This window comes from Mesorhizobium sp. M1088 (assembly GCF_040318575.1).
Taxonomy (GTDB): Bacteria; Pseudomonadota; Alphaproteobacteria; order Rhizobiales; family Rhizobiaceae; genus Mesorhizobium.
Map to the genome: position 1 here is coordinate 67883 of NZ_JAMYMO010000022.1, position 20591 is coordinate 88473.

The window sequence follows — 20591 nt, forward strand, 5'->3', positions numbered from 1 at the left end:
TCTCTTCCAGTAAATAATGTCTTGCAATTGTTGCATATTATCGCTCCTTGGTAAATTATCTATCTGCTTCCCGAACGACTTTCTCAGTTTCGGAATGACATGATGACCAACCCCGCAATCTCCCTTATCGAGCGGCGCATGTCGGCCAACCGGTTCGATGCCTCGCACGAATTGACGGATGCCGAGATCGAGGAGCTGGCACGTCTCGCAACGCGCGCGCCAAGCGCCTACAACCTTCAGAATTGGCGGTTCATCGCAGTGCGGACGCCGGAAGCAAAGGCACGATTGCGCAGCCTCGCCCATGGCCAGGCCAAGGTGCAGGAGGCCGCCGTCACCTTCATCATCTGCGGCGTACTGCCCGATCACGCTGCCCTCGATGCAAGGCTGCGTCCTTTCGTCGAAGCCGGCTTCATGCCGGCGGATATGGCTTCGGGCTGGCGGGAGGGCGCCCGCGCCCAATATGCCGATCCTCTAGCAGCCCGCGACGAAGCCGTGCGCTCGGCAACGCTTGGCGCCGCAACGCTGATTTTCGCGGCCGAAGCGCTGGGGCTCGTCTCCGGTCCGATGGCAGGCTTCGATGCCGAAGGCGTGGCCCGCGAGTTTGGCCTTGCGCGCAATGAAATGCCGGTGATGCTCATCGCGGTCGGCCGCGCCGCGCCCGGCAACTGGCCGCAAAAGCCGCGCCGCCCTCTTGCCGAAGTTCTGGAAATCTTATGAAGACGCACCGTTCCGATCTGCTGCTTACAGCCATCGCACCCGCAATATGGGGCAGCACCTATATCGTCACCACGCAGTCCCTGCCGAACTTTTCGCCGATGACGGTCGCAATGCTGCGTGCCCTGCCCGCCGGATTGCTGCTGCTGGCGATCGTTCGGCAACTGCCAACGGGCATATGGTGGCTGCGCAGTTTCGTCCTCGGAGCCCTCAACATCTCGATCTTCCTGAGCATGTTGTTTGTCGCCGCCTACCGGCTTCCGGGCGGGGTCGCGGCGACCGTGCTGTCGGTCCAGCCATTGATGGTGATTTTCCTCGCTGCTGCCCTGCTTGCCAGCCCTGTCCGCCGGTTGACGATCGTCGCCGCCCTTGTCGGGATCGCCGGCGTTGCATTGCTGGTGCTGACCCCGAACGCGACGCTCGATGCGGCCGGCGTTGCCGCCGGCCTCGCCGGGGCGGCCTCAATGGCCTTCGGAAGCGTGTTGAGCCGCAAGTGGCAGCCGCCAGCATCGCTGCTCGCCTTTACGGCATGGCAACTGACTGCCGGTGGTCTCCTTCTCGTTCCGGTGGTCCTGCTTTTCGAACCACCCATCCCGTTCCCGACCGCGGCCAACCTGCTTGGACTGGCGTGGCTCGGCCTGATCAGTGCGGCGCTGACTTATGTCCTCTGGTTCCGGGGCATTGCGCGACTGGAATCCGCAGTGGTGTCATCGCTGCTTTTCCTCAGCCCGGTGACCGCCGTGCTGCTTGGATGGGTATTCCTGGATCAGACACTGACCTTGCCTCAAATCGCCGGCGTCGTTTTCGTCATCGGCAGCATCTGGCTGGCTCAACGGCCTAGCCGCAACGAGGCATGATGCATGTCGCGCACAAGTGTGCAGCGGTTTTGCGATAACGACATGCATCAAAACAAGAACCGAAAGCGCGTCGCATGAGGCCGGTCGAACGCGCGCGTTTTAGGCCGCCGACTTGTGTCGGCGGATTGTTCGGCACTATGGTCAAGCGGCGGAGGGTCTGCCGATGCCACAACGCCCTTATGATGAGCGCCTGCTCCGACAGGCGTTCGAAGTCGCACGCAAGGCCCGCGATGCCGGCGAGCATCCCTTTGGTTCGCTGCTCGCCGACAAAGACGGCAATGTGTTGCGCGAGCAGCCCAACGCTTACAAAGCCCACGGGGGCGACCGCACCGCTCATGCCGAAAGGCTGCTGGCCTCGTGGGCGGGGATGAATGTCAGTCTCGAAAAGCTGACCTCCTGCACACTCTACACGTCGGCCGAACCTTGCGCGATGTGCTCCGGGACAATCTATTGGGCGGGCATCGAACGGGTCGTCTTTGGGCAGAGCGAACACGACCTCAAGCGGGTGACGGGTGCACATGTCGAAAATCCCACACTCGACCTGCCCTGCAGGATCGTCTTCGAAGCCGGGCAGCGTCCGACTGAAGTCGTCGGCCCGCTGCTTGCCGATGAAGCGGCGCAACTCCAGGCCGAATTCTGGAAGGACAAGTAGGGTCAGGACTCGTTGATTCAGAGGCAGAAGCGACTGCCGAGGTGGACTACGACCTAGCGTCCGGACCCACAAGGGAGATGGCGTTGGCAGCGGTTTTCGTGATTCACGGTCTCCAAAGGGAGACCAATGACGAATCGCGATACTGGCTATGCGAGCCCGCCGATCATTCACAACGCCTTCCTCATCCGCAACAGTGGCACGCCCGCTCCGCCTCTGTTGTCGACGACTTCTTCAACCGCCTCAAAGCCGCAGGCCCGATAGAGCGGTTCGCCGGCCCTCGTTCCCATAAGCTCGACACTTGTGAAGCCCTCGCCGCGGGCAGCGTCCTCGCACAGCGTGAGGATTAGACGCCCCACGCCTCGGCGGATGAAGCTGGGATGCGTATACATGGCACGCACGCGCGCAGCGTCTTTCGTCGGGTCAAGCAGAGCTGCATCGCGCCCGGGTGAACGGTCGCCGCCGTAGAGGGTTGCGCGCCGACTCCATCCGCCGCAACCGGCCAAGACGCCATTCTGCTCCACAATGAAATATGTTCCATCATCAACGAGTTGCGTATCGAGCCCCATGATTGCTCGGCTCGAAGCGATCTGCTCCTCGGTGAGGAACGGCTTCTGAAGCTCGCCGATGGCTGCATTCATCAGCACAGCCAGCGTCGGCATATCGGCACGTGTCGCCAACCGATGGTCCAGGCTGATCCTCGGCATTCTTCCGCAGGTCCAGTGCAATCCGCTTTGAAGTTAGCACAAGATCGTCATGATGATGGGACAAACCTAAGGCACGGCCGGGGATAGTGTCTCAGTTTGAAATTTAGGCCTTTGCCAAAAGGTCGCGCAAACTTGCTCGCTCAGCATCGTTCAGTTGACCGATGGCCAGCCGCTGATTCCGTATATAGTCGGGAGGAACGAAGAATTCCGAGCACCAAATAAGGCGCTTAACGTTGCCGCCATTTAGTCCGAAAGCAGTCGGCTTGTGTAGCCCAATTTCGGTTGCGCGGGCCTTGGTTGCGATCGGGAAGTGGAGCCTTTTCCCTATCTTTTGCAAATCGGTGCCATAGCAAACTAGCACACTGCCAAATCGTGTGTTCGTTTGAGGGTCCTCGTGGATATCGCTCCCAAGGACAAGTGAAGGACGCGACCACGGCCCAGGTTGACCTGGTCGCTCACGAATAGGAAATCTGCACCAAACAATGTTGCCTGGGTCTGGCAGCGTGTCGATTTGAAGGAACGTCCACCCCATAAGGGGTGGCTATCACAAGCGCTTAGAGGAAACTACTCTGCTGCGCGCAATGAGTGCATCCGCTTCTGGATCAGACGCAGCTAACTCCGCATCGGTGAGCGCGCTGTAATCAGCGTAATACTCGCCAATCCGGTAAACCTCAGGAGCGGGTTCACCTCTGGGGCTGATGACCGGCTGACTCGGACTGCGCGATGCGCGTCCCCAACTCGCGACCGAGTGGAGGATGCGTTCTAAAACGGCAACCATCGCATGCTCCCTAGGGGCTTTGTTCCTTTTAGGCCACGGCGGTTAATGCGCCATCACCTTGCTGTGGTCTAGCCACCCAGCCCAACTCACCCGCGCCCCTGTAGTTCCAAACATTGGCATGAAGGTGACGGGAGCGCTAGAGCCTAGATAGGTCAACGATGCCGACTTAGCAAGATAGTCCGGTTAGGCGATTCGCTTCTGATACGGCCCATGCTTGCCCGGCTTAGGCGCAACGGCGTCCATCATCCCGCAAAGATCGTCCATTCCGGCAGGCCAGAAGAGCGACATCGCCTCCACAGCGGACTTGATCAAGGATTTTGCCCGAGGTGCCATGGTGCTCGCCGACAAGGGCTACGATGCCAACCCATTGCGCACCGCCATCGCGTCAGCTGCGCCCGTCAGCTCGTCTTGACGTATTTCCGCCAGCTGTGCTCCGGCCGGAAGCCGAGCATGTCGCGCGCCTTGCGGTTGGAGAGCAGCGTCTCGTATTCGCCAAGTTCACCTTTGACCGGCACATCGGGATAAAACCGCTTCAGCAGTTCGGCTGTCGGCAGGTCGGACGAGGTGTCGTCGTTGGCGGCGTTGAACACTTGGTAGCCGAGCCCGTCCTTCTCGATGGCGCGCAGCGTGATCTGGCCGAGATCGCGCGCGTCGATATAGCTCCAGGCGATGCGCTTGCGGAAACCTGGATCGGCGAACCATTTCGGAAACAGCGAATATTCATGCGGCTCGATGACGTTGCCGATGCGCAAGGCGTAGATGTCGCTGCCATCGCGTTGTGCAAACGCCCGCGCGGTCTTCTCGTTGACGACCTTGGACAGTGCGTAGCTGTCCATCGGGTCGACGTCGTACGCCTCGTCGAGCGGGAAATGGGTGGGATCGCGCGGTTCGTTGGCGAAGACCAGGCCGTAGGTCGTTTCGCTGGAGGCGATCACCACCTTGCGGATGCCGAGCTTCACCGCAGCCTCGATGACGTTGTAGGTGCCGAGCGCGTTGATGCGGAACACCTCGTTGTCGGGCGTGATCATGATGCGCGGGATCGCCGCGAAATGCACCACGGCATCGACCGGCTGCGTACGCAGCGACGGGTCGAATTCATGCAGGCCCATATAGCTCGACAGCGCATTGAACACCTGCCCGCTGTCGGTGATGTCGGTGATCAGCGTGCGCACCTTGGGATTGTCGAGCGGCTTGGTGTCGATGTTGAGCACCTGGCAGCCCTGCTCGACCAGATACTGCACGACGTGGCGCCCGGCCTTGCCGCTGCCGCCGGTGAACATGATCCGCTTCGTCATTTTGCTCTCCACATTCCCTAAGATTCATGTGTATTGTCAGACAATATCGAACTCTGCAATCGCCTGCCACGGCGAGCGGCAAAAACCCGCTTCAACAATTCGCCGGCAAGCTGCAGCGCCGTCATCCATCATTGCAAATAGGACGAAATGACATGAACACTACCGCCGCGAGCGAAAAGATCGGCTTCATCGGGCTTGGCCTGATGGGGCACGGGATCGCGAAGAACATCGTCGACAAGGGCTATCCGCTGACGTTTCTCGGCCGCAAGAACCGCGCGCCGGCGGAAGACCTGCTCGGCCGCGGCGCCAGGGAAGCGGAGACCTCGCGCGACGTCGCGGCGGCATCGACGGTTGTCTTCATCTGCGTCACCGGCTCGCGCGAGGTCGAAGCCATCATCCGCGGCCCAGGCGGTCTCAAGGAAGGCCTGAAGCCGGGATCGGTTGTCGTCGATTGCTCGACATCGGATCCTGTCTCGACGGTGGCGCTGGCCGCCGAACTCAAGGGGCTCGGCGTCGATTATGTCGATGCCCCGCTCAGCCGCACCCCGAAGGAGGCTTGGGAAGGCACGCTCGACGCCATGGTCGGCGCGCCCGATGCGGTTTTTGCCCGGCTGAAGCCGGTGCTCGAAACCTGGGCCGGGCGCATCGTCCATATCGGCGATACCGGCGACGGCCATCGCATGAAGCTGCTCAACAATTTCATCTCGCTCGGCTACGCCGCGATCTATTCCGAGGCGCTGGCGCTGGCGCAGAAGGTTGGCATCTCGCCGCCGCGCTTCGACAGCGTCATCCGCAACGGCCGCATGGATTGCGGCTTCTACCAGACCTTCATGCGCTGGACGCTGGAAGGCGACCGCGACGCGCACAAATTCACCATCGCCAACGCCTTCAAGGATCTCACCTATCTCGAATCGATGGCGGGTGCTGCCGGCATCGCCAACCCGCTCGGCAACGCCACCAAGAACGCCTTCGCCGGCGCCTTCGCCACCGGCCCCGCCGATCAGTACGTGCCGATGCTGGCGACGCACGTCGGCAAGGTCAACGGCGTCGACCTGATGCCGACCAGGGATGGCAAGAAGCAGACGATCTGAGAACGTTGGAGTTAACGCCTGGGAGTGTCGCAACTGCAAACGTTCGCTGCCGACCAGCTACATCCGCCAATCTCCGACGCTGGCGATTAGCATATGACACCACACCTTCGTCATCCCAGGGCGGAGCAGGAGCGAAGCGACGTCGCGCAGACCCTGGGATGACGAAGGGAGGGTTTCGGCTAGACTAATCTCTAAATTTGCGATTTGCGACTAACGGGAATGATCGACCTTGGTTGCTGGTTGACCCGACTTACACGCAGTTGGCCGAGAAACGATCGAATCAGCGCCGAAACCGGCCGATAACGTCGGTATTGGCGAGAAGTCTGTGCACCAAAGCACGCGCACTTCCGATCGGAGGAAGCCAAAAACAAAAAAACCGCCTCGGCGGGCGGGTCGTTGGAGCCAATTGGCACCATACTCAAATTAGTAGCATAGCTGCCAGCACAAAGCAAGAACAAAATAGCTGCGAAGGCAAAAAAGTCCGAATTCCTGTCCCACCCGAGGTCGCCGCCCTCATTGCCTAGCGTTGATGATCAGCGACAGCCGAAATGGCATCCAATCTCCCCCTCTGTTGCGCTGGGCAATCGCATTTGGATTCTTACGAAGATGGACCCCCACCCTAACCCTCCCCACAAGGGGGAGGGAACGCTGCCGCGCGCCCTTACTTCCCCTTTTGGCGCCGAAAGGCAGGCAATTTGCCGAGGTCAGCGCCAACGGAAGTCTCCCTCCCCCTTGTGGGGAGGGGTTAGGGGTGGGGGTACGTCGTAGAGCGAAAGCCTCGGCTTGCTATCTGCGATGGCCCCCTCGTGGGCGAGATGTCCGGCAGGACAGAGGGGGCGCGAAGGAATGCGAGTTTTGCAATCGTTCTGAGCAACGCCGCCCTGTGCAACCATCACCGCCGCGACCGGCCGATAACGTCGTCGGTGTTGGCGAGAAGCCTGTGCACCGCGGCACGGGCTGCAGCGGGCCGCTGCAGGCGGATGTTCTTCTCGATCGCCTCGTGCAGTGCCTGCGCCCGCCGCTGATCGCTGGTCTCGCGGGTGACGAACTGGAACAAATGGTCGAGCGCCGATTCAATCAGCACGCCGAGCGGCACCAGCAGATCGTTGCCCGAGGCGCGCAGGATGGCGAGGTGGAACCGCGTGTCGGCGCGCGTCCGCTCCTGCAGGTTGGTCGCCTCACCCATCTCGCGGCAAGCCTGGCTGATCTCGGCCATCTGCTCGTCGGTGCGCCGCATGGCGGCAAAGGCGCTTGCCTCCGGCTCGATGATGTGGCGGAATTCCTGCACGGTTCTGAGGAACACCTCGCGGTCCGGCGAGGTCGCGTACCAGGCCAGCACGTCGCGATCGAGCAGGTTCCAGCGTTCCTTCGGCTCGACCCAGCTGCCGATCTTCGGGCGTGACGCCAAAAGGCTCTTGGCCATCAGCATCTTGATCGCCTCGCGCACCGCCGAGCGGCTGACGTCGAAGGTCTCCGACCATTTGGCTTCGTTGGGCAGGATGGTTCCCGGCGGATAGTCGCCGCGCACGATCCTCAGCCCGATTTCGTTGGCGAGCGAGGCGTGCACACTCGAGCCGGGAAAGTGTGCGGCGTCGGCGCGCCGAACGCCGGCCGGCCGCCCAGGCTCTGCCTTCAACTTGGCGGGTCGCTTTTTTGATGTCGCGTCCGGCATTCGTATTCCCCGGCAGCTTCTTGTCGAAAGCCTGAATTCAGGGCACGACAAAGCAGCGGCCTACGCTCCAAAGCAGCGTCGCCTCGTGCGTTTTGTATGGACAGTGCGAACGGGGCGCCCGACGCAGCGCGCCCCGAAATTGCCGACCTACTTCTGGATGCAGGTGTCGACCGTGTCCTTGGTGCATTCGTCGAGGCCGGTGAACACCGGATCGGCGACCGGCTTGCCGTCGACCAGGTCGATCATCACCGAGGGCGCCTTGTAGCCCATCTCGAACGGCCGCTGGCCAACCAGCGCGGTCACCAGTCCGTCACGGGCAATCGCCACCTCGTCGCCGATCGTGTCGGCGGCGCCGATGACGAAGGCGTTGCTGGCGATCTTGTCGGCCATCGGCTTGAACAGGTCGCGGTAGGGCTGCGGAGCGCCGAACAGCGGCCAGCCGCCCATGATGCCGAAGGCGTCGAGATCGGGATTGGCGGCGAGGATGTCGGTCATCGCCTGCACGCCCTTGGCGCCGTCGTCATTGGTGAACACCGGGCAGCCGGCAACTTCCGTCCAGCCGCCTTCGCCCGCCAGCGCCGCGAGGCCGTCCTTGCCCGACAGCGCGTCACGCATGCCCTGCGCGCGGCGCAGGATGTTGTCGGCGGCCGGATTGCCTTCGATGGTGCAGATTTTGCCGCCATTCGGCTTGGCCTTCTTGATGTATTCGCCGATCTTGTGACCCATCAGGTAATTGTCGGTGCCGAGATAGGTCTTGCGCAGCGCCGCATCTTCCTTGCTGAGGTCGGCGTCGAGGGTCATGATCGGGATCGACGGATTGGCGCTTTTGATCGTCTGCGCGATCAGCGGCGCGTTCGACGGCGAAATCGCCATCGCCACCGTGTCGGGCTTGCTCAGCATGTCCTGGACGATCTGGGCTTCACCGGCCTCATCCGAGGTCGATGCCGGTCCGGTGTAGAAGCACTCATATTCCGAGCTGGCGTTTTCCTTGTTCCATTTCTCGCAACCCTGGTGGATGGCCTCGAAGAATGGATTGTCGAGACCCTTCACGACGATGACGAGCTGTTTCTTGGCCATGGCCGGCCCGGCACCCAGCGCCATGACGGCGGCGGCAGCGAGCAATAGTGATTTCCTCATGTCAGTCCTCCCTTTGAAACAAACGGACACGGCGTGCCCGCCACACACAGATCGACCCGGAGCAAGATGACAGAGGACGTCGCACTCGTGTCGCCAAGCCAGGTCGATAAGCATTTTCATATTCAGTCTCAGACCGGCACCGACAGATATCGCTGGTTGCCAAATCCCTGACCGACAAACCCTCACCGATTCCTTCCGGCAACCCGGTGGCTCGGCGCAAGCTCCTCCGACACTTAGCTAATATCGCCTTGTCACCGACGTCAATGCTATTTGTCCTACAAAACTGATTTTTCGAAAGAAGCCGTGGTTGACGCCAAGGAGGCTTATGCGTAAATGGGCAAAATCGCTGCTTCCGGGAGGAACTGGGGAGAGCGAATGGCCGCGGCAGAACCGCAGGCCGCAAAGCACGGGGAGGCAAGAAGGCTGGTGGCGGTTCTCGAACTCACCAACATCTCGAAGCATTTTGGCGCCATCCAGGCGGTCAACGACGTTTCGTTGTCGATCGAGGCCGGACAGGTTGTCGGCCTGATGGGCGACAACGGCGCCGGCAAGTCGACGCTGGTCAAGATGATCGCCGGCAATTTCCCGCCGAGCCATGGCACGATGCAGATGGACGGCAAGGAGCTGATCCTGCACAAGCCGGTCGAGGCGCGCCAGCACGGCATCGAAATCGTCCATCAGGACCTGGCACTGTGCAACAATCTGACGGCCGCCGCCAACGTCTATCTCGGCCGTGAATTGCGCCGCGGCCTCGGGCCGCTTCGCATCCTCGACTATGCCGCGATGTACAAGCGCGCCGGCCAGATATTCGCCGAGCTGAAATCCGAAACGCGCCCGCGCGACCTGGTCAAGCAAATGTCGGGCGGCCAGCGGCAGGCGGTCGCGATCGCCCGCACCATGCTTTCGCAGGCCAAGATCGTGCTGATGGACGAGCCGACGGCGGCGATCTCGGTGCGCCAGGTCGCCGAGGTATTGAACCTGATCCGCCATTTGCGCGACCAGGGCATCGCCGTCGTGCTGATCAGCCACCGCATGCCCGACGTCTTTGACGTTGCTGACCGCGTCATCGTCATGCGGCGCGGCCGCAAGGTCGCCGACAAGACGATCGCATCGAGTTCGCCGGAAGAAGTCACCGGACTCATCACCGGCGCCATCGAACAGGTATGATTGACGCCTCAACCATGAGTAAAAAGGTCGATAATGGCAGTCACCCTTGATCAGACGATCGCGCACAAGCAGCACACCTTGCTGAGCAAGGTGTTTGCCAGCCAGACCTTCTGGGTGGTGATCGCGGTCATCCTCGCCTGCCTGTTCCTGTCGGTGGCAACGGATTCCTTCGCCACGACGAAGAACCTCTACAACATCACCCGCAACGTCACCTTCGTCGCCATCGTGGCGCTCGGCATGACCTTCGTCATCATCACAGGCGGTATCGACCTGTCGGTCGGCTCGGTGCTTTGCCTGTGCTCGATGGTGCTGGCCGTGACCATGCATGCCGGCTACGGCATTGAGATCGGCATTGGCGCTGCGATCGCCACAGCGCTGATCATCGGCGCCTTCAATGGGGTTCTGATCGCCTATCTCGGCTTTCCGCCTTTCGTGGTGACGCTCGGCATGCTGTCGATTGCGCGCAGCCTAGCCATGGTCGCCTCCAACAACACCGTCGTCTTCCAGTTCGGACCGGATCACGACAAGCTGCTGGCGCTGGGCGGCGGCGCCTGGGTGTTCGGCATCGCCAATCCGGTGCTTTACATGATCGTGCTGGCGTTGATCACCGGCTTTGTGCTGCGCTGGACGAAATTCGGCCGGCACATCTTCGCCATCGGCGGCAACGAGCATGCGGCAACGCTGACCGGCGTTCCGGTGCGCCAGATCAAGGTCGTCGTCTACATGATCTCGGCAATGGCGGCTGGCCTTGCCGGCATCATCCAGACCGGCTGGCTGGGCGCGGTCACCACCAATCTCGGCAACGGCATGGAGCTTCAGGTGATCGCCGCCACCGTCATCGGCGGCGCCAACCTGGCCGGCGGCATGGGCACCGCCTTCGGCGCGGTCGTCGGCGCCGCGCTGATCGAGGTCATCCGCAACAGCCTCGGCCTGCTCGGCATCAATGCCTTCTGGCAAGGCGTGTTCATCGGCGGCGCCATCCTGCTCGCCGTGCTGTTCGACCGCATCCGCAATTTCAGGCGCAACGACTGACGTTCAAGCGCAGCCTCCCCCTTCTCCCCTTGTGGGAGAAGATGTCGCCGAAGGCGACGGATGAGGGGTGCTCCAGTTTGCCATCGCCTCATTTCTTCCAACACCCCTCAACCGTCTCGGCGCTAGCGCGCCGATCCACCTTCTCCCACAGGGGGAGAAGGGGACGCGCTCCTATCGCCGGGTCTGATAATCCGCCGGTGCGGCGCATGGCCGGCGCCCGGACGTGCACATCCGTCTTGACGCAAGCCCGAACTGCGCCGCACAATCGCTCGCAGCAGGCGAAGGGAGGCCAGTCGCCTGCGGGAGGATATACCCATGACGGAAGCGATCAGGCTCTACTGGGGCCGGTTCGGACATGTTTCTGTCCTGAACGTCGCCAGCGACTTCGTCACCCACGCCCATGTCGAGGCGCATATCATCATCTGGCTGGAAGGCACCGCCGGCGAGATGACCATCGGCCGCGAGACGGTGCGGCTTGGACCGGGCACCGCCGCCGGCATCAATTCCTTCCAGCCGCACAGCCACGCTCTGTCCCGCGACGGCACGCCCGGCCTGTTCCTCGCCTTTTACATCGATCCGGACTGGGCTCGAAGGCGCCGCGAGCTGCCTTCCGCCGCGCCGCTGTTCTCCGCCCCGGCAATCACGCTCGAGCCTTGGCTGCACAAGGCAGCGGCCAACCTCCTCGACCATCTCAGCGACAATGAGAGCATCGACGACATCGCCAATTACGAGATCGAGCGCTTCATCGACAGCGTGCTCGATGCCGCCGATGCCTCCGCACCGCAGACGGTGCGCACCCGCATCAACACCATGCAGGATTTCCGCGTCCGCAAGGCGATCCAGCTGATGAAAGCCAATGTCTGCGAGCGCATCTGCTTCGACGACGTGGCGCGCAGCGTCGGCCTGTCGCGGCCGCATTTCTTCGCACTGTTCAAGGAACAGACCAATCTGACGCCCAACGTCTATTGGAACACGCTGCGCATGGAGGAAGCCGTGCGGCAGTTGCAGTGGTCGCAGGAGCCGCTGATCTCGGTCGCCTGCAATCTCGGCTTCACCACGCAAGGCAATTTCTCGCGCTTCTTCCGCGACCATGTCGGCGTCCCGCCGACGCTTTACCGCGAAGCGGCGCGGGCGATCAGCTGAGCGCCTGTTTTTCAGACTATTTGATAGGCGTTCAAGACGCATTGATAAGCGCCGCCGAGCCTGCCGCCCTACCCTCCCAGGCAGCTGATTTGCGAGGGAACGTTCAAATGGCGAAAGTCACCATCTCCAGCGTCATCGACGCGCCGGTCGAAAAGGTCTGGGCGCGCATACGCGACTTCAACGGCCTGCCGACCTGGCACCCGCGCATGGTCGAAAGCCATATCGAGGACGGCAAGGATGCCGGCACGATCGGCTGCGTGCGCAATTTCCAGCTCGCCAGCGGCGCCCGCCTGCGCGAAAAGCTGCTCGATTTCTCCGACGAGAACTTCCTCGTCAGCTACGCCATCCTGGAGACGCCGCAGCCGCTCACCAACCACAAGGCGACGTTGCAGTTGCGGCGGGTGACCGACGGCGACCGCACCTATGCCGAATGGACCGCCAGCTTCGACGCCGTTCCCGAGGAAGCCGATAAATTGGCCGAAGGCATGGGCGCCAACGTCTTCCAGGGCGGGTTCAACGCCCTGAAGGCCCATTTTGCCGGCCAGAGCCAGGCGTAAAGGGAGCGTTCCATGGCGCTTGCACTGCAGAGTTTCGCGACGGTGAAGGATGCCAGCGCGGCGCTGAAAGCCGCCGGCACCCGCTACCTCGGTGGCGGCACGTTGGTGGTGCGCGCCGCCAATGAAGGCGACGTGTCGATCTCCGGTTTCGTCAGGTCGACCGAACCGGCGCTGTCGGTCATCCACATTTCCGGCGGCGAGGTCCGCATCGGCGCTTCGGTGACCATGGCGGCGATCGCCCGCCATCCGGATCTCGCCCCGCTGGCCCACGCCGCGCGCGCCGTCGGCGGCCCGGCGATCCGCAACATGGCAACGGTCGGCGGCAATCTCTTCGCGCCAGCGCCTTACGGCGATTTCACCGTTGCGCTGCTGGCCTTGGACGCAACCGTCAACATCGGCGACGGCGAACTCCCGATCGAAACCTTCCTGGCGAAACGCGAAAGCAACCACGCCATCGTCACCGCGGTCGGCTTCACGCTTCCGAAGGAAGGCGGCTTTCGCTTCCTGAAAGTGTCGAGGGTCAAGCCAAAGGGCATTTCGGTGCTGAGCATCGCGACCGTGCTGGAGCACGCACCGGACGGCACCGTGTCGTCAGCGCGGATCGCGCTCGGCTGCATGGCTGACCGGCCGATCCGTGCCAGGGCGGCGGAGAAGGCCCTGATTGGCCGGGAACTCACGAGCGAGGGCATCGCACCGGCACTGGCTGTTGCCCGCGACGGCACTTCGCCGCGAACCGATCCGATCGCCAGTGCCTGGTATCGCAACGAAGTCCTGCCGATCCATCTCGGCCGGCTGCTGCTCGCCTGAAAGACCGTGGCGCATATGTCCGCCTGGCTGCGGCGCAAGGAGTAGAAAGATGGCAAAGGTCCCGATTCAGTTCACGCTCAATGGTGCGGAGAAAGCCGAATTCATCGACAGCGGCACGACGCTGCTTCATGCGCTGCGCGACAAGATCGGCGACACCTCGCCGAAGGGCGGCTGCCACCAAGGCACCTGCGGCGCCTGCTCGGTCATCATCGACGGCGAGCTCAGGCTGTCTTGCCTGACGCTGGCCGAGACCTGCAACGGCGCAACCGTCACCACCACCTCGGGACTGGCGGAAGGCGGCGTGCTGCATCCGCTGCAACGCGCTTTCCTCGACGCCTTCGCGACCCAATGCGGTTTCTGCACGCCGGGCATGATCATGGCCGCCAAGGTGCTGCTCGACCAAACCCCGAACCCCAGCCGCGAGGATGTGGTCGAGGCACTGTCCGGCAATATCTGCCGCTGCACCGGTTACGAGCCGATCATCCAGGCAGTTCTGACCGCCGCGCGCTCCAATTCGCAGAACGCGGCTTGAGGGGAGTTAAGAAAATGGAACTCCGCAAGAGCTATTTCGCCGACCAGCGCAAGGACGATCTGCACGAGATCGGCCAGCCGCGGCCGCGTTCGGATTCGCCCGGCCATGTCACCGGCAAGACCGCCTATTTCGCCGACCGCAATTTTCCCGGCATGCTGCACCTGAAGATGGTGCGCAGCCCGCATCATCACGCCCGCATCCGCAGCATCGATACGTCAGAGGCGGAAAAGCACCCCGGCGTCGTCAAGGTGCTGACCGCCAAGGATGTGCCGCACAATGTCTACACCATCCTGATCCTGATCCAGATCGGGCCGGAGGACGAGACGGTGCTGGCCGACGGCAAGGTGCGCTGGAAGGGCGAGGCCGTGGTGGCGGTGCTGGCCGAGACCGAGCGCGCCGCGCAGGAAGCCGCCGCCAAGGTCAAGGTCGATTACGAGGTGCTGCCGGCCGTCTTCGACATGGACGAAGCGCTGAAGCCCGGCGCGCCGATCGTCAATGAATATCACGGCCGGAATTATTACCTCTACGACAGCGGCGAATGCCGCAAGGTGCGCTTCGGCGATGTCGAAGCCGGCTTCGCCGAGGCCGACCACGTGCTCGAACAGACCTACCAGTCTTCACCGATCGAGCATGCGCCGACCGAGACGACAGGCTGCATCGTCGCACCCGAGGGTAACGACCGCTTCACCTGCTACACCAACACGCAGGCGATGTTCTTCACCCTCGATAACGCCTCGATCATCCTGCAGATGCCCGGCAACAAGCTGCATTTCGTCGGCGGCACTGTCGGCGGCGGCTTTGGCGGCAAGGTCGACGTCATCGTCGAGCCGATCGCCATCCTTGGCGCCAAAATAACAGGACGACCGGTCTGTTTTATCTACAGCCGCGAGGAAGAGATGCAGATTTCCTCGCCGCGCGCCGCCGAGAAAGTCGTCATCAAGGACGGCGTCATGAACGACGGCCGCATCGTCGCGCGCAAAGTGACCGGCTACACCGACGCCGGCGCCTATTCGCGCCATTCGCCCTACGGCGCGCAGAAGGGCGCCGGGCATTATCCCGGCCCGTATACGATCCAAAATGTCTGGATCGACACCTACTGCGTCTACACCAATCGCACCCCGTCCTCGGCGATGCGCGGCTTCGGCGTCACCATCGGCGATTTCGCGCTGGAGGTGCAGATGGACAAGCTCGCGCGGCTGATCGGCATGGACCCGCTCGAATTCCGCTTCATCAACGCCTATCGTGACGGCGACATCAAAGCACATCGGCAGCCGACCGAGGGTGCTGCGCTGATCGAGTGCATGCAGGAAGCCTCGCGCGCCGCCAACTGGCCGGTGGCAGAAAAATTCATGGCGATGTCGTCCTACGCGAAGGGGGTTTGAGATGGCGATCAGGCGCGGACGCGGCGTCGCCGCGATCAATTATCCGACCGGCATGAATCTCGGCGGCGACCCGACGCAGGCGCTGGTCCATTCGACGCCGACCGGCAATTTCATGGTGACGCTGTCGAGCGTCGATCTCGGCCAGGGCATGAAGCAGATCATGGCGCAGATCTGCGCCGAGACGATCGGCGTGCCGACCGACCGTGTCGTCGTCGACACGGCCGACACCGACACCGGCCCGCATTGCATGGGCACCTTCGCCTCGCGCGGCACGCACCGGGCCGGCAATGCGGTTATCCAGGCGGCCAGGGAAGCCCGCCAGGTGATGCTGGAAGTGGCGGCCGAGGAGCTGGAGGTCAATGCGTCCGACCTTGAGGCCGACGGCCAGGGCAACATCCTGGTCAAGGGCGCGCCGCAGAAATCGATCTCGATCTTCGATGTCGCGCTGTCGGCGCATTTCAAGCGCGGCCGTTCGATTTCCGGCCGCGGCATGTTTTTGATCCCCCGCTCCTATCCCGAAAAGGAAACCGGCGCGATGAAGCCGTCGACCTGCTACGCCCACGCCTGCACGGTTGCCGAGGTCGAGGTCGATGACGAGACCGGCGAGGTCACCGTGCTGACCGTGAAGAACGTCTTTGAGATCGGCCGCGCGCTGAACCCGAAAATGGTCGAGCAGCAGCTCGTCGGAGGCTCGTGGATGGGCATCAGCCATGCGCTCTACGAAACGACCGAACCCTATTATCCCAATCGCGACCATGGCGGCACCGACTTCAACCAATATCTGATGCCGGGACCGGGCGATCTCGCGCAAACCGATATCATCGTGCTGGAGAGGCCCTCGGCGGACGGGCCGTATGGCGCCAAGGGGCCGGGCGAAATGTGCGCCAACCCGCAGATCCCGGCGGTCGCCAATGCCGTCTTCGACGCCGTCGGTGTGCGCATCGATACACTGCCGATCACGCCGGAGCGCATTCTGCGGGCGCTGAAGGCGCAAGCCCCGAACTGAGTGCCGGAAATGCCCAAGAGAAGCGCCCGGACTTCAAGCGCAGAGACAGTCGCGACCTCGCCGGAGGCGGTGGCGTCCCGCCTCGCCGCCTCGCACTATCTCACCGATGAAAGCCTGGCCACCGCCATCTTCCTGGCGATCCGGCTGGGCAAGCCGCTGCTGCTCGAAGGCGCGCCCGGCGTCGGCAAGACGGAGGCGGCGAAGGCGATTGCCGAAGTGCTGGGGCGCGATCTCGTGCGGCTGCAATGCTACGAGGGCATCGACGCCGCACATGCGCTATACGAGTGGAACTACCAGCGCCAGCTGCTCGCCATCCGCCACGCCGGCGAGCACGAGATCGACATCTATGACGACCGTTTCCTGATCGCGCGGCCGCTGCTGCAGGTGCTGAAGGCGCCGGAAAAGCGCGTCCTGCTGGTCGACGAAATCGACCGTTCCGACCATGAATTCGAAGCGCTGCTGCTGGAGTTCCTGTCCGATTTCCAGATCAGCATTCCCGAGCGCGGCACCATCCGCGCGACGGCGCAGCCGATCGTCATCCTGACCTCGAACCGCACCCGTGAACTGGCGGAAGCGCTGCGGCGGCGCTGCGTCTATCACTGGATCACCTATCCCGACGCCGGGCGCGAGGCCGAGATCATCATGCTGCGCGCCGGCGACGTCGCCGAGGCCACGGCGCGCGCCGTGGCTGCCGCCGTGCGCGACATTCGCGCCCGTCCGTTGGCCAAGCCGCCAGGCATCGCCGAGGCGGTCGAATGGGCCAATGCCGCCACCATCCTCGAAAAGGGCGGCAGCCCCTGGCCGGAAGCCTTCCGCCGCGCCATCGGCGTGCTGATCAAGGACGAGGAGGACCTTTCCTGCATCGCGCCCGAGCTCGGCAAGATTGTCGAGGAGGCGCTGGCGTGATGCGCAATCGAAGCGCGCTAGCGCGATACCCCAGGGCTAGTGCGCGACGCTGGCGGGACAGCGCCCCCCTCTGTCCTGCCGGACATCTCCCCCTCAAGGGGGGAGATTGGCAGCTTGGGCGCTCCGCTCAATTCTGCAACGTTGAAGATTGGCGAAAGCCGGCGAGATGTCTGATCTCCCCCCTTGAGGGGGAGATGTCCGGCAGGACAGAGGGGGGCGCGAAGGAATGATGCGTCCGGAAAGCTTGCCCCGTGCGACCACGCCGTTCCTCGGCTTCGCCCGGCTGCTCCGCCGCTATGGCTTTGCTGTCGCGCCGGAGCAGGTCTCCGGCTTCATGCAGGCAGTAACCCTGCTCGGGCCCCGCTCGATGAACGACATCCGCGAGGCGGCTCTTGCCACGCTGGCGCCGCCGCCCGACCGCCGCGACGAATTCGAGGCGCATTTCCGGAGCCATTTCTATGGGGACGCCGCGGCGCTGGTCGAAGGCGAGGCCGACGAGGAAACCCGGATCAAGGACGATGGCGGAACGAGCGAAGAGGAAATCGAAGTGCTCCGCCAGGAGGAAGGCGGCGAACTGTCTTCGGCCAGCGAACAGTTGAGCGTCCGCGAGTTCCAGCGCGACAGCGACGGGCTTGCCGCCTTCCGCCGCAAGCTCGCCACCGCTTTGCCCGCGCGCCGCTCCTTCCGCACCGTGCGCACGAATGCCCGCGGCAAGCTCGACCTGCGCCGCTCGCTGCGCGAAATCGTCAGTGCCGACGGCGATATCCCCTCGCCGCTGCTGCGCCGGCGGCAGACAGTGCCGCGCAAGCTTCTCATGCTGATCGACGTGTCCGGCTCGATGAAGCTCTACACATCGGACTATCTCAAGCTGGCGCATGCGGCGGTGCAAGGCGCCGACCGGGCGGAGGTCTTCACTTTCGGCACACGGCTGACCCGTATCACCTCGGCGCTGCGCATTCGCGACCGCAATCAGGCGCTGGCCCGCGCCGCTGCCCAGGTCGACGACTGGGACGGCGGCACCCGCATGGGACCGACGCTGCTCGCGTTTCTATCGGTGCCGCGCTTCTCCGCTTTTGCGCGCGGGGCGGCGATCATCATCCTGTCCGACGCCCTGGAGCGCGGCGATCATGCCGAGCTGGAGACCGCGATGCGCCGGCTGAGCGCCCGCGCCTTTCGGCTTTCGCTGGCGACGCCGCTGGCCGGCGATCCGCGTTTTCGGCCGGCCACGGCAGCACTTCGCGCCATCCTGCCGGTGCTCGACGACCTGGTCGACGGCTCGTCCATCGCGGGCCTCACCGAGTTCATCCTGTCGCTCGCCCGCCCCGCCCCGGCGGCCGCGGCAATCTGGAAGAGGGTTTCGTGATGCAGAAGGCGATCGACGCGCATTTCCACATCTGGCGCCAAAAGGACCAGCCATGGCTGGTCGGGCCGATGGTGCCGCGCATCTTTGGCCCTTACGAGCCGATCCGCCGCGACTATCCGATCGAGGAATTCCTCGCCGACCAGCAAGGCTCGGGCGTCGAGAAGGCGGTCTATGTCCAGACCAACTGGGCCAAGGAGGATTTCGAGAACGAGGTCGCGTTCCTGCAGAAGACCGCGGAAGAAACCGGCTGGCCGCACGCCATCGTCGGCTATGCCGACATGACCGTGGACGACGTGCGTTCCCGGATCGACCGGCTGATCAAATACCCTCTGCTGCGCGGCGTGCGCATGCAGCTGCACTGGCACCAAACGCCGGCCTTCCGCTTCGCCGCCTCGGCCGATCAAGTCATCGACCCGAAGGTGCGGGCCAATGTCGCGCGGCTCAAGCATTACGGCCTGTCCTTCGACCTGCAGCTTTTCCCCGCCCAGATGAAGGATGGGCTGACGCTCGTCGGCGAGAACCCCGAGACCAATTTCATTCTCACCCACGCCGGCATGCTGACCGACATGGAGCCCGAAACCACCGAGGCCTGGAAGGCAGGCCTGCGCACGCTGTCAGCGGCGCCCAACCTCTATGCAAAGCTGTCCGGCCTCGGCACCTTCGTCCACCGCAACGACCCGGCGCTGATCGGCTATATCGTCGACAACGCCATCGACATCCTCGGCAGCGACCACCTGATGTTCGGCTCGAACTTCCCGATCGAGAAACTGTGGACCAGCCATGCCGAGTTGATCAAGGCGCATCGGGAAGCGGTGGGCAAGCACGGCACGGCGGCCGAGGCGGATATCTTCTGGAACACTGCGGCGAAGGTTTATCGGCCGGTGTAGCGCGCATCCCTTCTCCCCTTGTGGGAGAAGGTGGATCGGCGCGTAGCGCCGAGACGGATGAGGGGTGCTGGAAGAAACGCGGCGGAGAAAATCCCAGCGATTTGAAGCACTTACGTCTCCAAGGCCGCGATCCGTCCAGCACCCCTCATCCGACCGAGCTTCGCTCGGCCACCTTCTCCCACAAGGGGAGAAGGGAAGGCGCCGCGCCTCACCTCACCGCACCTCGAACTGCGGATCGACCGGTATCTGCATCGCGGTGACCATCTGGTTGGTCTGCCCGGCCAGCCCGATGATCGAGACCAGTTCGCCATGCTGCGCATCGGTCATGCCCTTGGCCCGCGCTGTCGCCGTATGCGAATGGACGCAATAGGAGCAGCCATTGGCGGTCGAGACGGCGATATAGATCATCTCCTTGGTCAGCGGATCGATGGCGCTCTCAGTGACCATCACCGCCTTGAGCTGCTCCCACACCCGCTTCAGCGAGACCGGATCATTGGCCAGCCCACGCCAGAAATTGTTGACGAAATCGGATTTGCGCGTCGCGCGGATGTCGTCGAACACCGCCTTGACCGCCGGGATTTTTTCCACCTCGGCATCGCTCAGAAGTTTCGTCGTGGTCATGGCTTGGTCCTTTCGCTTTGAATCGTTATGCGAGGTCGTTGAATCAGGTCGGGAGAAAAGGCGGCTAACCGCCTTGGATGAATCAGCAATTGACGCGCTGAGGCAAGACCGTAAGGCTGGCCGAGGCCCCTCACCTTCGTCATCCCTGGGCGAAGCAGGAGCGAAGCTCCGTCGCGGAGACCCTGGGATCCATATGTGGACGGCGCCCTGCCTGCAACGGTTGTTTTGCGTCGTTTTCGATCGCTTGCGTCCATATGTCCGGCCTTTGAGCACGGTCCTTGCGGCCGC

Annotated in this window: 20 protein-coding genes; 15 read left to right on the forward strand and 5 right to left on the reverse strand. The window is 63.2% G+C overall.

Annotation, left to right across the window (positions count from 1 at the left end):
* Window positions 1-102 precede the first annotated feature (102 nt).
* The 3 genes from NKH49_RS22375 (at window position 103) to NKH49_RS22385 (ending at window position 2223) form a co-directional block, all read left to right on the forward strand.
* Window positions 103-717: a nitroreductase family protein gene (locus tag NKH49_RS22375; RefSeq protein WP_352708110.1), complete on the forward strand. Its 615-nt coding sequence runs from the start codon at window positions 103-105 to the stop codon at window positions 715-717.
* On the forward strand, window positions 714-1571 hold the full coding sequence (locus tag NKH49_RS22380; protein ID WP_352927881.1) for a DMT family transporter: 858 nt from the start codon (window positions 714-716) through the stop codon (window positions 1569-1571). The genes NKH49_RS22375 and NKH49_RS22380 overlap by 4 nt, the downstream gene beginning before the upstream one ends.
* Window positions 1572-1734: 163 nt before the next feature.
* Window positions 1735-2223 (forward strand): nucleoside deaminase, encoded by a 489-nt coding sequence (locus NKH49_RS22385; protein ID WP_352771362.1) that lies wholly within the window; start codon window positions 1735-1737, stop codon window positions 2221-2223.
* 167 nt (window positions 2224-2390) lie between these two features.
* Here the strand turns inward: NKH49_RS22385 and NKH49_RS22390 are convergent, their stop codons facing one another.
* Both NKH49_RS22390 and NKH49_RS22395 read right to left on the reverse strand, forming a co-directional pair.
* Window positions 2391-2927 (reverse strand): GNAT family N-acetyltransferase, encoded by a 537-nt coding sequence (locus tag NKH49_RS22390; RefSeq protein ID WP_352927885.1) that lies wholly within the window; start codon window positions 2925-2927, stop codon window positions 2391-2393.
* Between the two features lie 1176 nt (window positions 2928-4103).
* Entirely contained in the window at window positions 4104-5000 is an 897-nt protein-coding gene (locus NKH49_RS22395; RefSeq protein WP_352927888.1) for an NAD-dependent epimerase/dehydratase family protein, read from the reverse strand.
* A 152-nt stretch (window positions 5001-5152) separates the two neighbouring features.
* On the opposite strand from NKH49_RS22395, the gene NKH49_RS22400 reads away from it, so the two are divergent.
* Entirely contained in the window at window positions 5153-6091 is a 939-nt protein-coding gene (locus tag NKH49_RS22400) for an NAD(P)-dependent oxidoreductase (protein ID WP_352927891.1), read from the forward strand.
* A gap of 892 nt (window positions 6092-6983) precedes the next feature.
* On the opposite strand, the gene NKH49_RS22405 is transcribed toward NKH49_RS22400, so the two are convergent.
* Window positions 6984-7763, reverse strand: a complete 780-nt coding sequence (locus tag NKH49_RS22405; RefSeq protein ID WP_352774458.1) for a FadR/GntR family transcriptional regulator — start codon at window positions 7761-7763, stop codon at window positions 6984-6986.
* 147 nt (window positions 7764-7910) lie between these two features.
* A complete protein-coding gene (locus tag NKH49_RS22410) occupies window positions 7911-8900 on the reverse strand; it encodes a sugar-binding protein (RefSeq protein WP_023675805.1) in 990 nt (329 codons plus the stop codon).
* 426 nt (window positions 8901-9326) lie between these two features.
* Between NKH49_RS22410 and NKH49_RS22415 the strand changes: the two genes are divergently transcribed.
* The 11 genes from NKH49_RS22415 to NKH49_RS22465 all read left to right on the forward strand — a co-directional run bounded on the left by NKH49_RS22415 (window position 9327) and on the right by NKH49_RS22465 (window position 19682).
* Entirely contained in the window at window positions 9327-10067 is a 741-nt protein-coding gene (locus tag NKH49_RS22415; protein ID WP_023675804.1) for an ATP-binding cassette domain-containing protein, read from the forward strand.
* Window positions 10068-10100: 33 nt separating this feature from the next.
* Window positions 10101-11099 carry an ABC transporter permease gene (locus tag NKH49_RS22420; protein ID WP_352453761.1) on the forward strand — a complete coding sequence of 333 codons (999 nt, stop codon included), beginning with the start codon at window positions 10101-10103 and terminating at the stop codon, window positions 11097-11099.
* A 315-nt stretch (window positions 11100-11414) separates the two neighbouring features.
* The gene (locus NKH49_RS22425; protein WP_352927895.1) at window positions 11415-12242 is read left to right on the forward strand and encodes a helix-turn-helix domain-containing protein; all 828 of its coding nucleotides are present in this window, start codon (window positions 11415-11417) and stop codon (window positions 12240-12242) included.
* A 107-nt stretch (window positions 12243-12349) separates the two neighbouring features.
* Window positions 12350-12799, forward strand: a complete 450-nt coding sequence (locus NKH49_RS22430; protein WP_352771369.1) for an SRPBCC family protein — start codon at window positions 12350-12352, stop codon at window positions 12797-12799.
* 12 nt (window positions 12800-12811) lie between these two features.
* Window positions 12812-13606 (forward strand): FAD binding domain-containing protein, encoded by a 795-nt coding sequence (locus NKH49_RS22435; RefSeq protein WP_352927898.1) that lies wholly within the window; start codon window positions 12812-12814, stop codon window positions 13604-13606.
* A gap of 49 nt (window positions 13607-13655) precedes the next feature.
* Window positions 13656-14138 (forward strand): (2Fe-2S)-binding protein, encoded by a 483-nt coding sequence (locus tag NKH49_RS22440; protein WP_352927901.1) that lies wholly within the window; start codon window positions 13656-13658, stop codon window positions 14136-14138.
* Between the two features lie 14 nt (window positions 14139-14152).
* A complete protein-coding gene (locus NKH49_RS22445) occupies window positions 14153-15520 on the forward strand; it encodes a xanthine dehydrogenase family protein molybdopterin-binding subunit (RefSeq protein ID WP_352503851.1) in 1368 nt (455 codons plus the stop codon).
* 1 nt (window position 15521) lies between these two features.
* Window positions 15522-16526, forward strand: coding sequence for a xanthine dehydrogenase family protein molybdopterin-binding subunit (locus NKH49_RS22450; RefSeq protein WP_352927903.1), 1005 nt, complete (start codon window positions 15522-15524; stop codon window positions 16524-16526).
* 9 nt (window positions 16527-16535) lie between these two features.
* The gene (locus NKH49_RS22455; protein ID WP_352927906.1) at window positions 16536-17432 is read left to right on the forward strand and encodes an AAA family ATPase; all 897 of its coding nucleotides are present in this window, start codon (window positions 16536-16538) and stop codon (window positions 17430-17432) included.
* Window positions 17433-17658: 226 nt separating this feature from the next.
* The gene (locus NKH49_RS22460) at window positions 17659-18795 is read left to right on the forward strand and encodes a vWA domain-containing protein (protein WP_352927909.1); all 1137 of its coding nucleotides are present in this window, start codon (window positions 17659-17661) and stop codon (window positions 18793-18795) included.
* Window positions 18795-19682 (forward strand): amidohydrolase family protein, encoded by an 888-nt coding sequence (locus NKH49_RS22465; RefSeq protein WP_352927912.1) that lies wholly within the window; start codon window positions 18795-18797, stop codon window positions 19680-19682. The genes NKH49_RS22460 and NKH49_RS22465 overlap by 1 nt, the downstream gene beginning before the upstream one ends.
* Window positions 19683-19895: 213 nt before the next feature.
* Here NKH49_RS22465 and NKH49_RS22470 read toward each other — a convergent pair whose 3' ends face one another.
* Window positions 19896-20303 carry a carboxymuconolactone decarboxylase family protein gene (locus tag NKH49_RS22470; protein ID WP_352927915.1) on the reverse strand — a complete coding sequence of 136 codons (408 nt, stop codon included), beginning with the start codon at window positions 20301-20303 and terminating at the stop codon, window positions 19896-19898.
* Window positions 20304-20591: the final 288 nt, after the last annotated feature.

What these genes read in the sequence shown, in the direction of transcription:
- NKH49_RS22375 (WP_352708110.1), top strand. Translation starts at nt 103, where the DNA reads ATGACCAACCCCGCAATCTCCCTTATCGAGCGGCGCATGTCGGCCAAC.
- NKH49_RS22380 (WP_352927881.1), top strand. Translation starts at nt 714, where the DNA reads ATGAAGACGCACCGTTCCGATCTGCTGCTTACAGCCATCGCACCCGCA.
- NKH49_RS22385 (WP_352771362.1), top strand. Translation starts at nt 1,735, where the DNA reads ATGCCACAACGCCCTTATGATGAGCGCCTGCTCCGACAGGCGTTCGAA.
- NKH49_RS22390 (WP_352927885.1), bottom strand. Translation starts at nt 2,927, where the DNA reads ATGCCGAGGATCAGCCTGGACCATCGGTTGGCGACACGTGCCGATATG.
- NKH49_RS22395 (WP_352927888.1), bottom strand. Translation starts at nt 5,000, where the DNA reads ATGACGAAGCGGATCATGTTCACCGGCGGCAGCGGCAAGGCCGGGCGC.
- NKH49_RS22400 (WP_352927891.1), top strand. Translation starts at nt 5,153, where the DNA reads ATGAACACTACCGCCGCGAGCGAAAAGATCGGCTTCATCGGGCTTGGC.
- NKH49_RS22405 (WP_352774458.1), bottom strand. Translation starts at nt 7,763, where the DNA reads ATGCCGGACGCGACATCAAAAAAGCGACCCGCCAAGTTGAAGGCAGAG.
- NKH49_RS22410 (WP_023675805.1), bottom strand. Translation starts at nt 8,900, where the DNA reads ATGAGGAAATCACTATTGCTCGCTGCCGCCGCCGTCATGGCGCTGGGT.
- NKH49_RS22420 (WP_352453761.1), top strand. Translation starts at nt 10,101, where the DNA reads ATGGCAGTCACCCTTGATCAGACGATCGCGCACAAGCAGCACACCTTG.
- NKH49_RS22425 (WP_352927895.1), top strand. Translation starts at nt 11,415, where the DNA reads ATGACGGAAGCGATCAGGCTCTACTGGGGCCGGTTCGGACATGTTTCT.
- NKH49_RS22430 (WP_352771369.1), top strand. Translation starts at nt 12,350, where the DNA reads ATGGCGAAAGTCACCATCTCCAGCGTCATCGACGCGCCGGTCGAAAAG.
- NKH49_RS22435 (WP_352927898.1), top strand. Translation starts at nt 12,812, where the DNA reads ATGGCGCTTGCACTGCAGAGTTTCGCGACGGTGAAGGATGCCAGCGCG.
- NKH49_RS22440 (WP_352927901.1), top strand. Translation starts at nt 13,656, where the DNA reads ATGGCAAAGGTCCCGATTCAGTTCACGCTCAATGGTGCGGAGAAAGCC.
- NKH49_RS22445 (WP_352503851.1), top strand. Translation starts at nt 14,153, where the DNA reads ATGGAACTCCGCAAGAGCTATTTCGCCGACCAGCGCAAGGACGATCTG.
- NKH49_RS22450 (WP_352927903.1), top strand. Translation starts at nt 15,522, where the DNA reads ATGGCGATCAGGCGCGGACGCGGCGTCGCCGCGATCAATTATCCGACC.
- NKH49_RS22455 (WP_352927906.1), top strand. Translation starts at nt 16,536, where the DNA reads ATGCCCAAGAGAAGCGCCCGGACTTCAAGCGCAGAGACAGTCGCGACC.
- NKH49_RS22460 (WP_352927909.1), top strand. Translation starts at nt 17,659, where the DNA reads ATGATGCGTCCGGAAAGCTTGCCCCGTGCGACCACGCCGTTCCTCGGC.
- NKH49_RS22465 (WP_352927912.1), top strand. Translation starts at nt 18,795, where the DNA reads ATGCAGAAGGCGATCGACGCGCATTTCCACATCTGGCGCCAAAAGGAC.
- NKH49_RS22470 (WP_352927915.1), bottom strand. Translation starts at nt 20,303, where the DNA reads ATGACCACGACGAAACTTCTGAGCGATGCCGAGGTGGAAAAAATCCCG.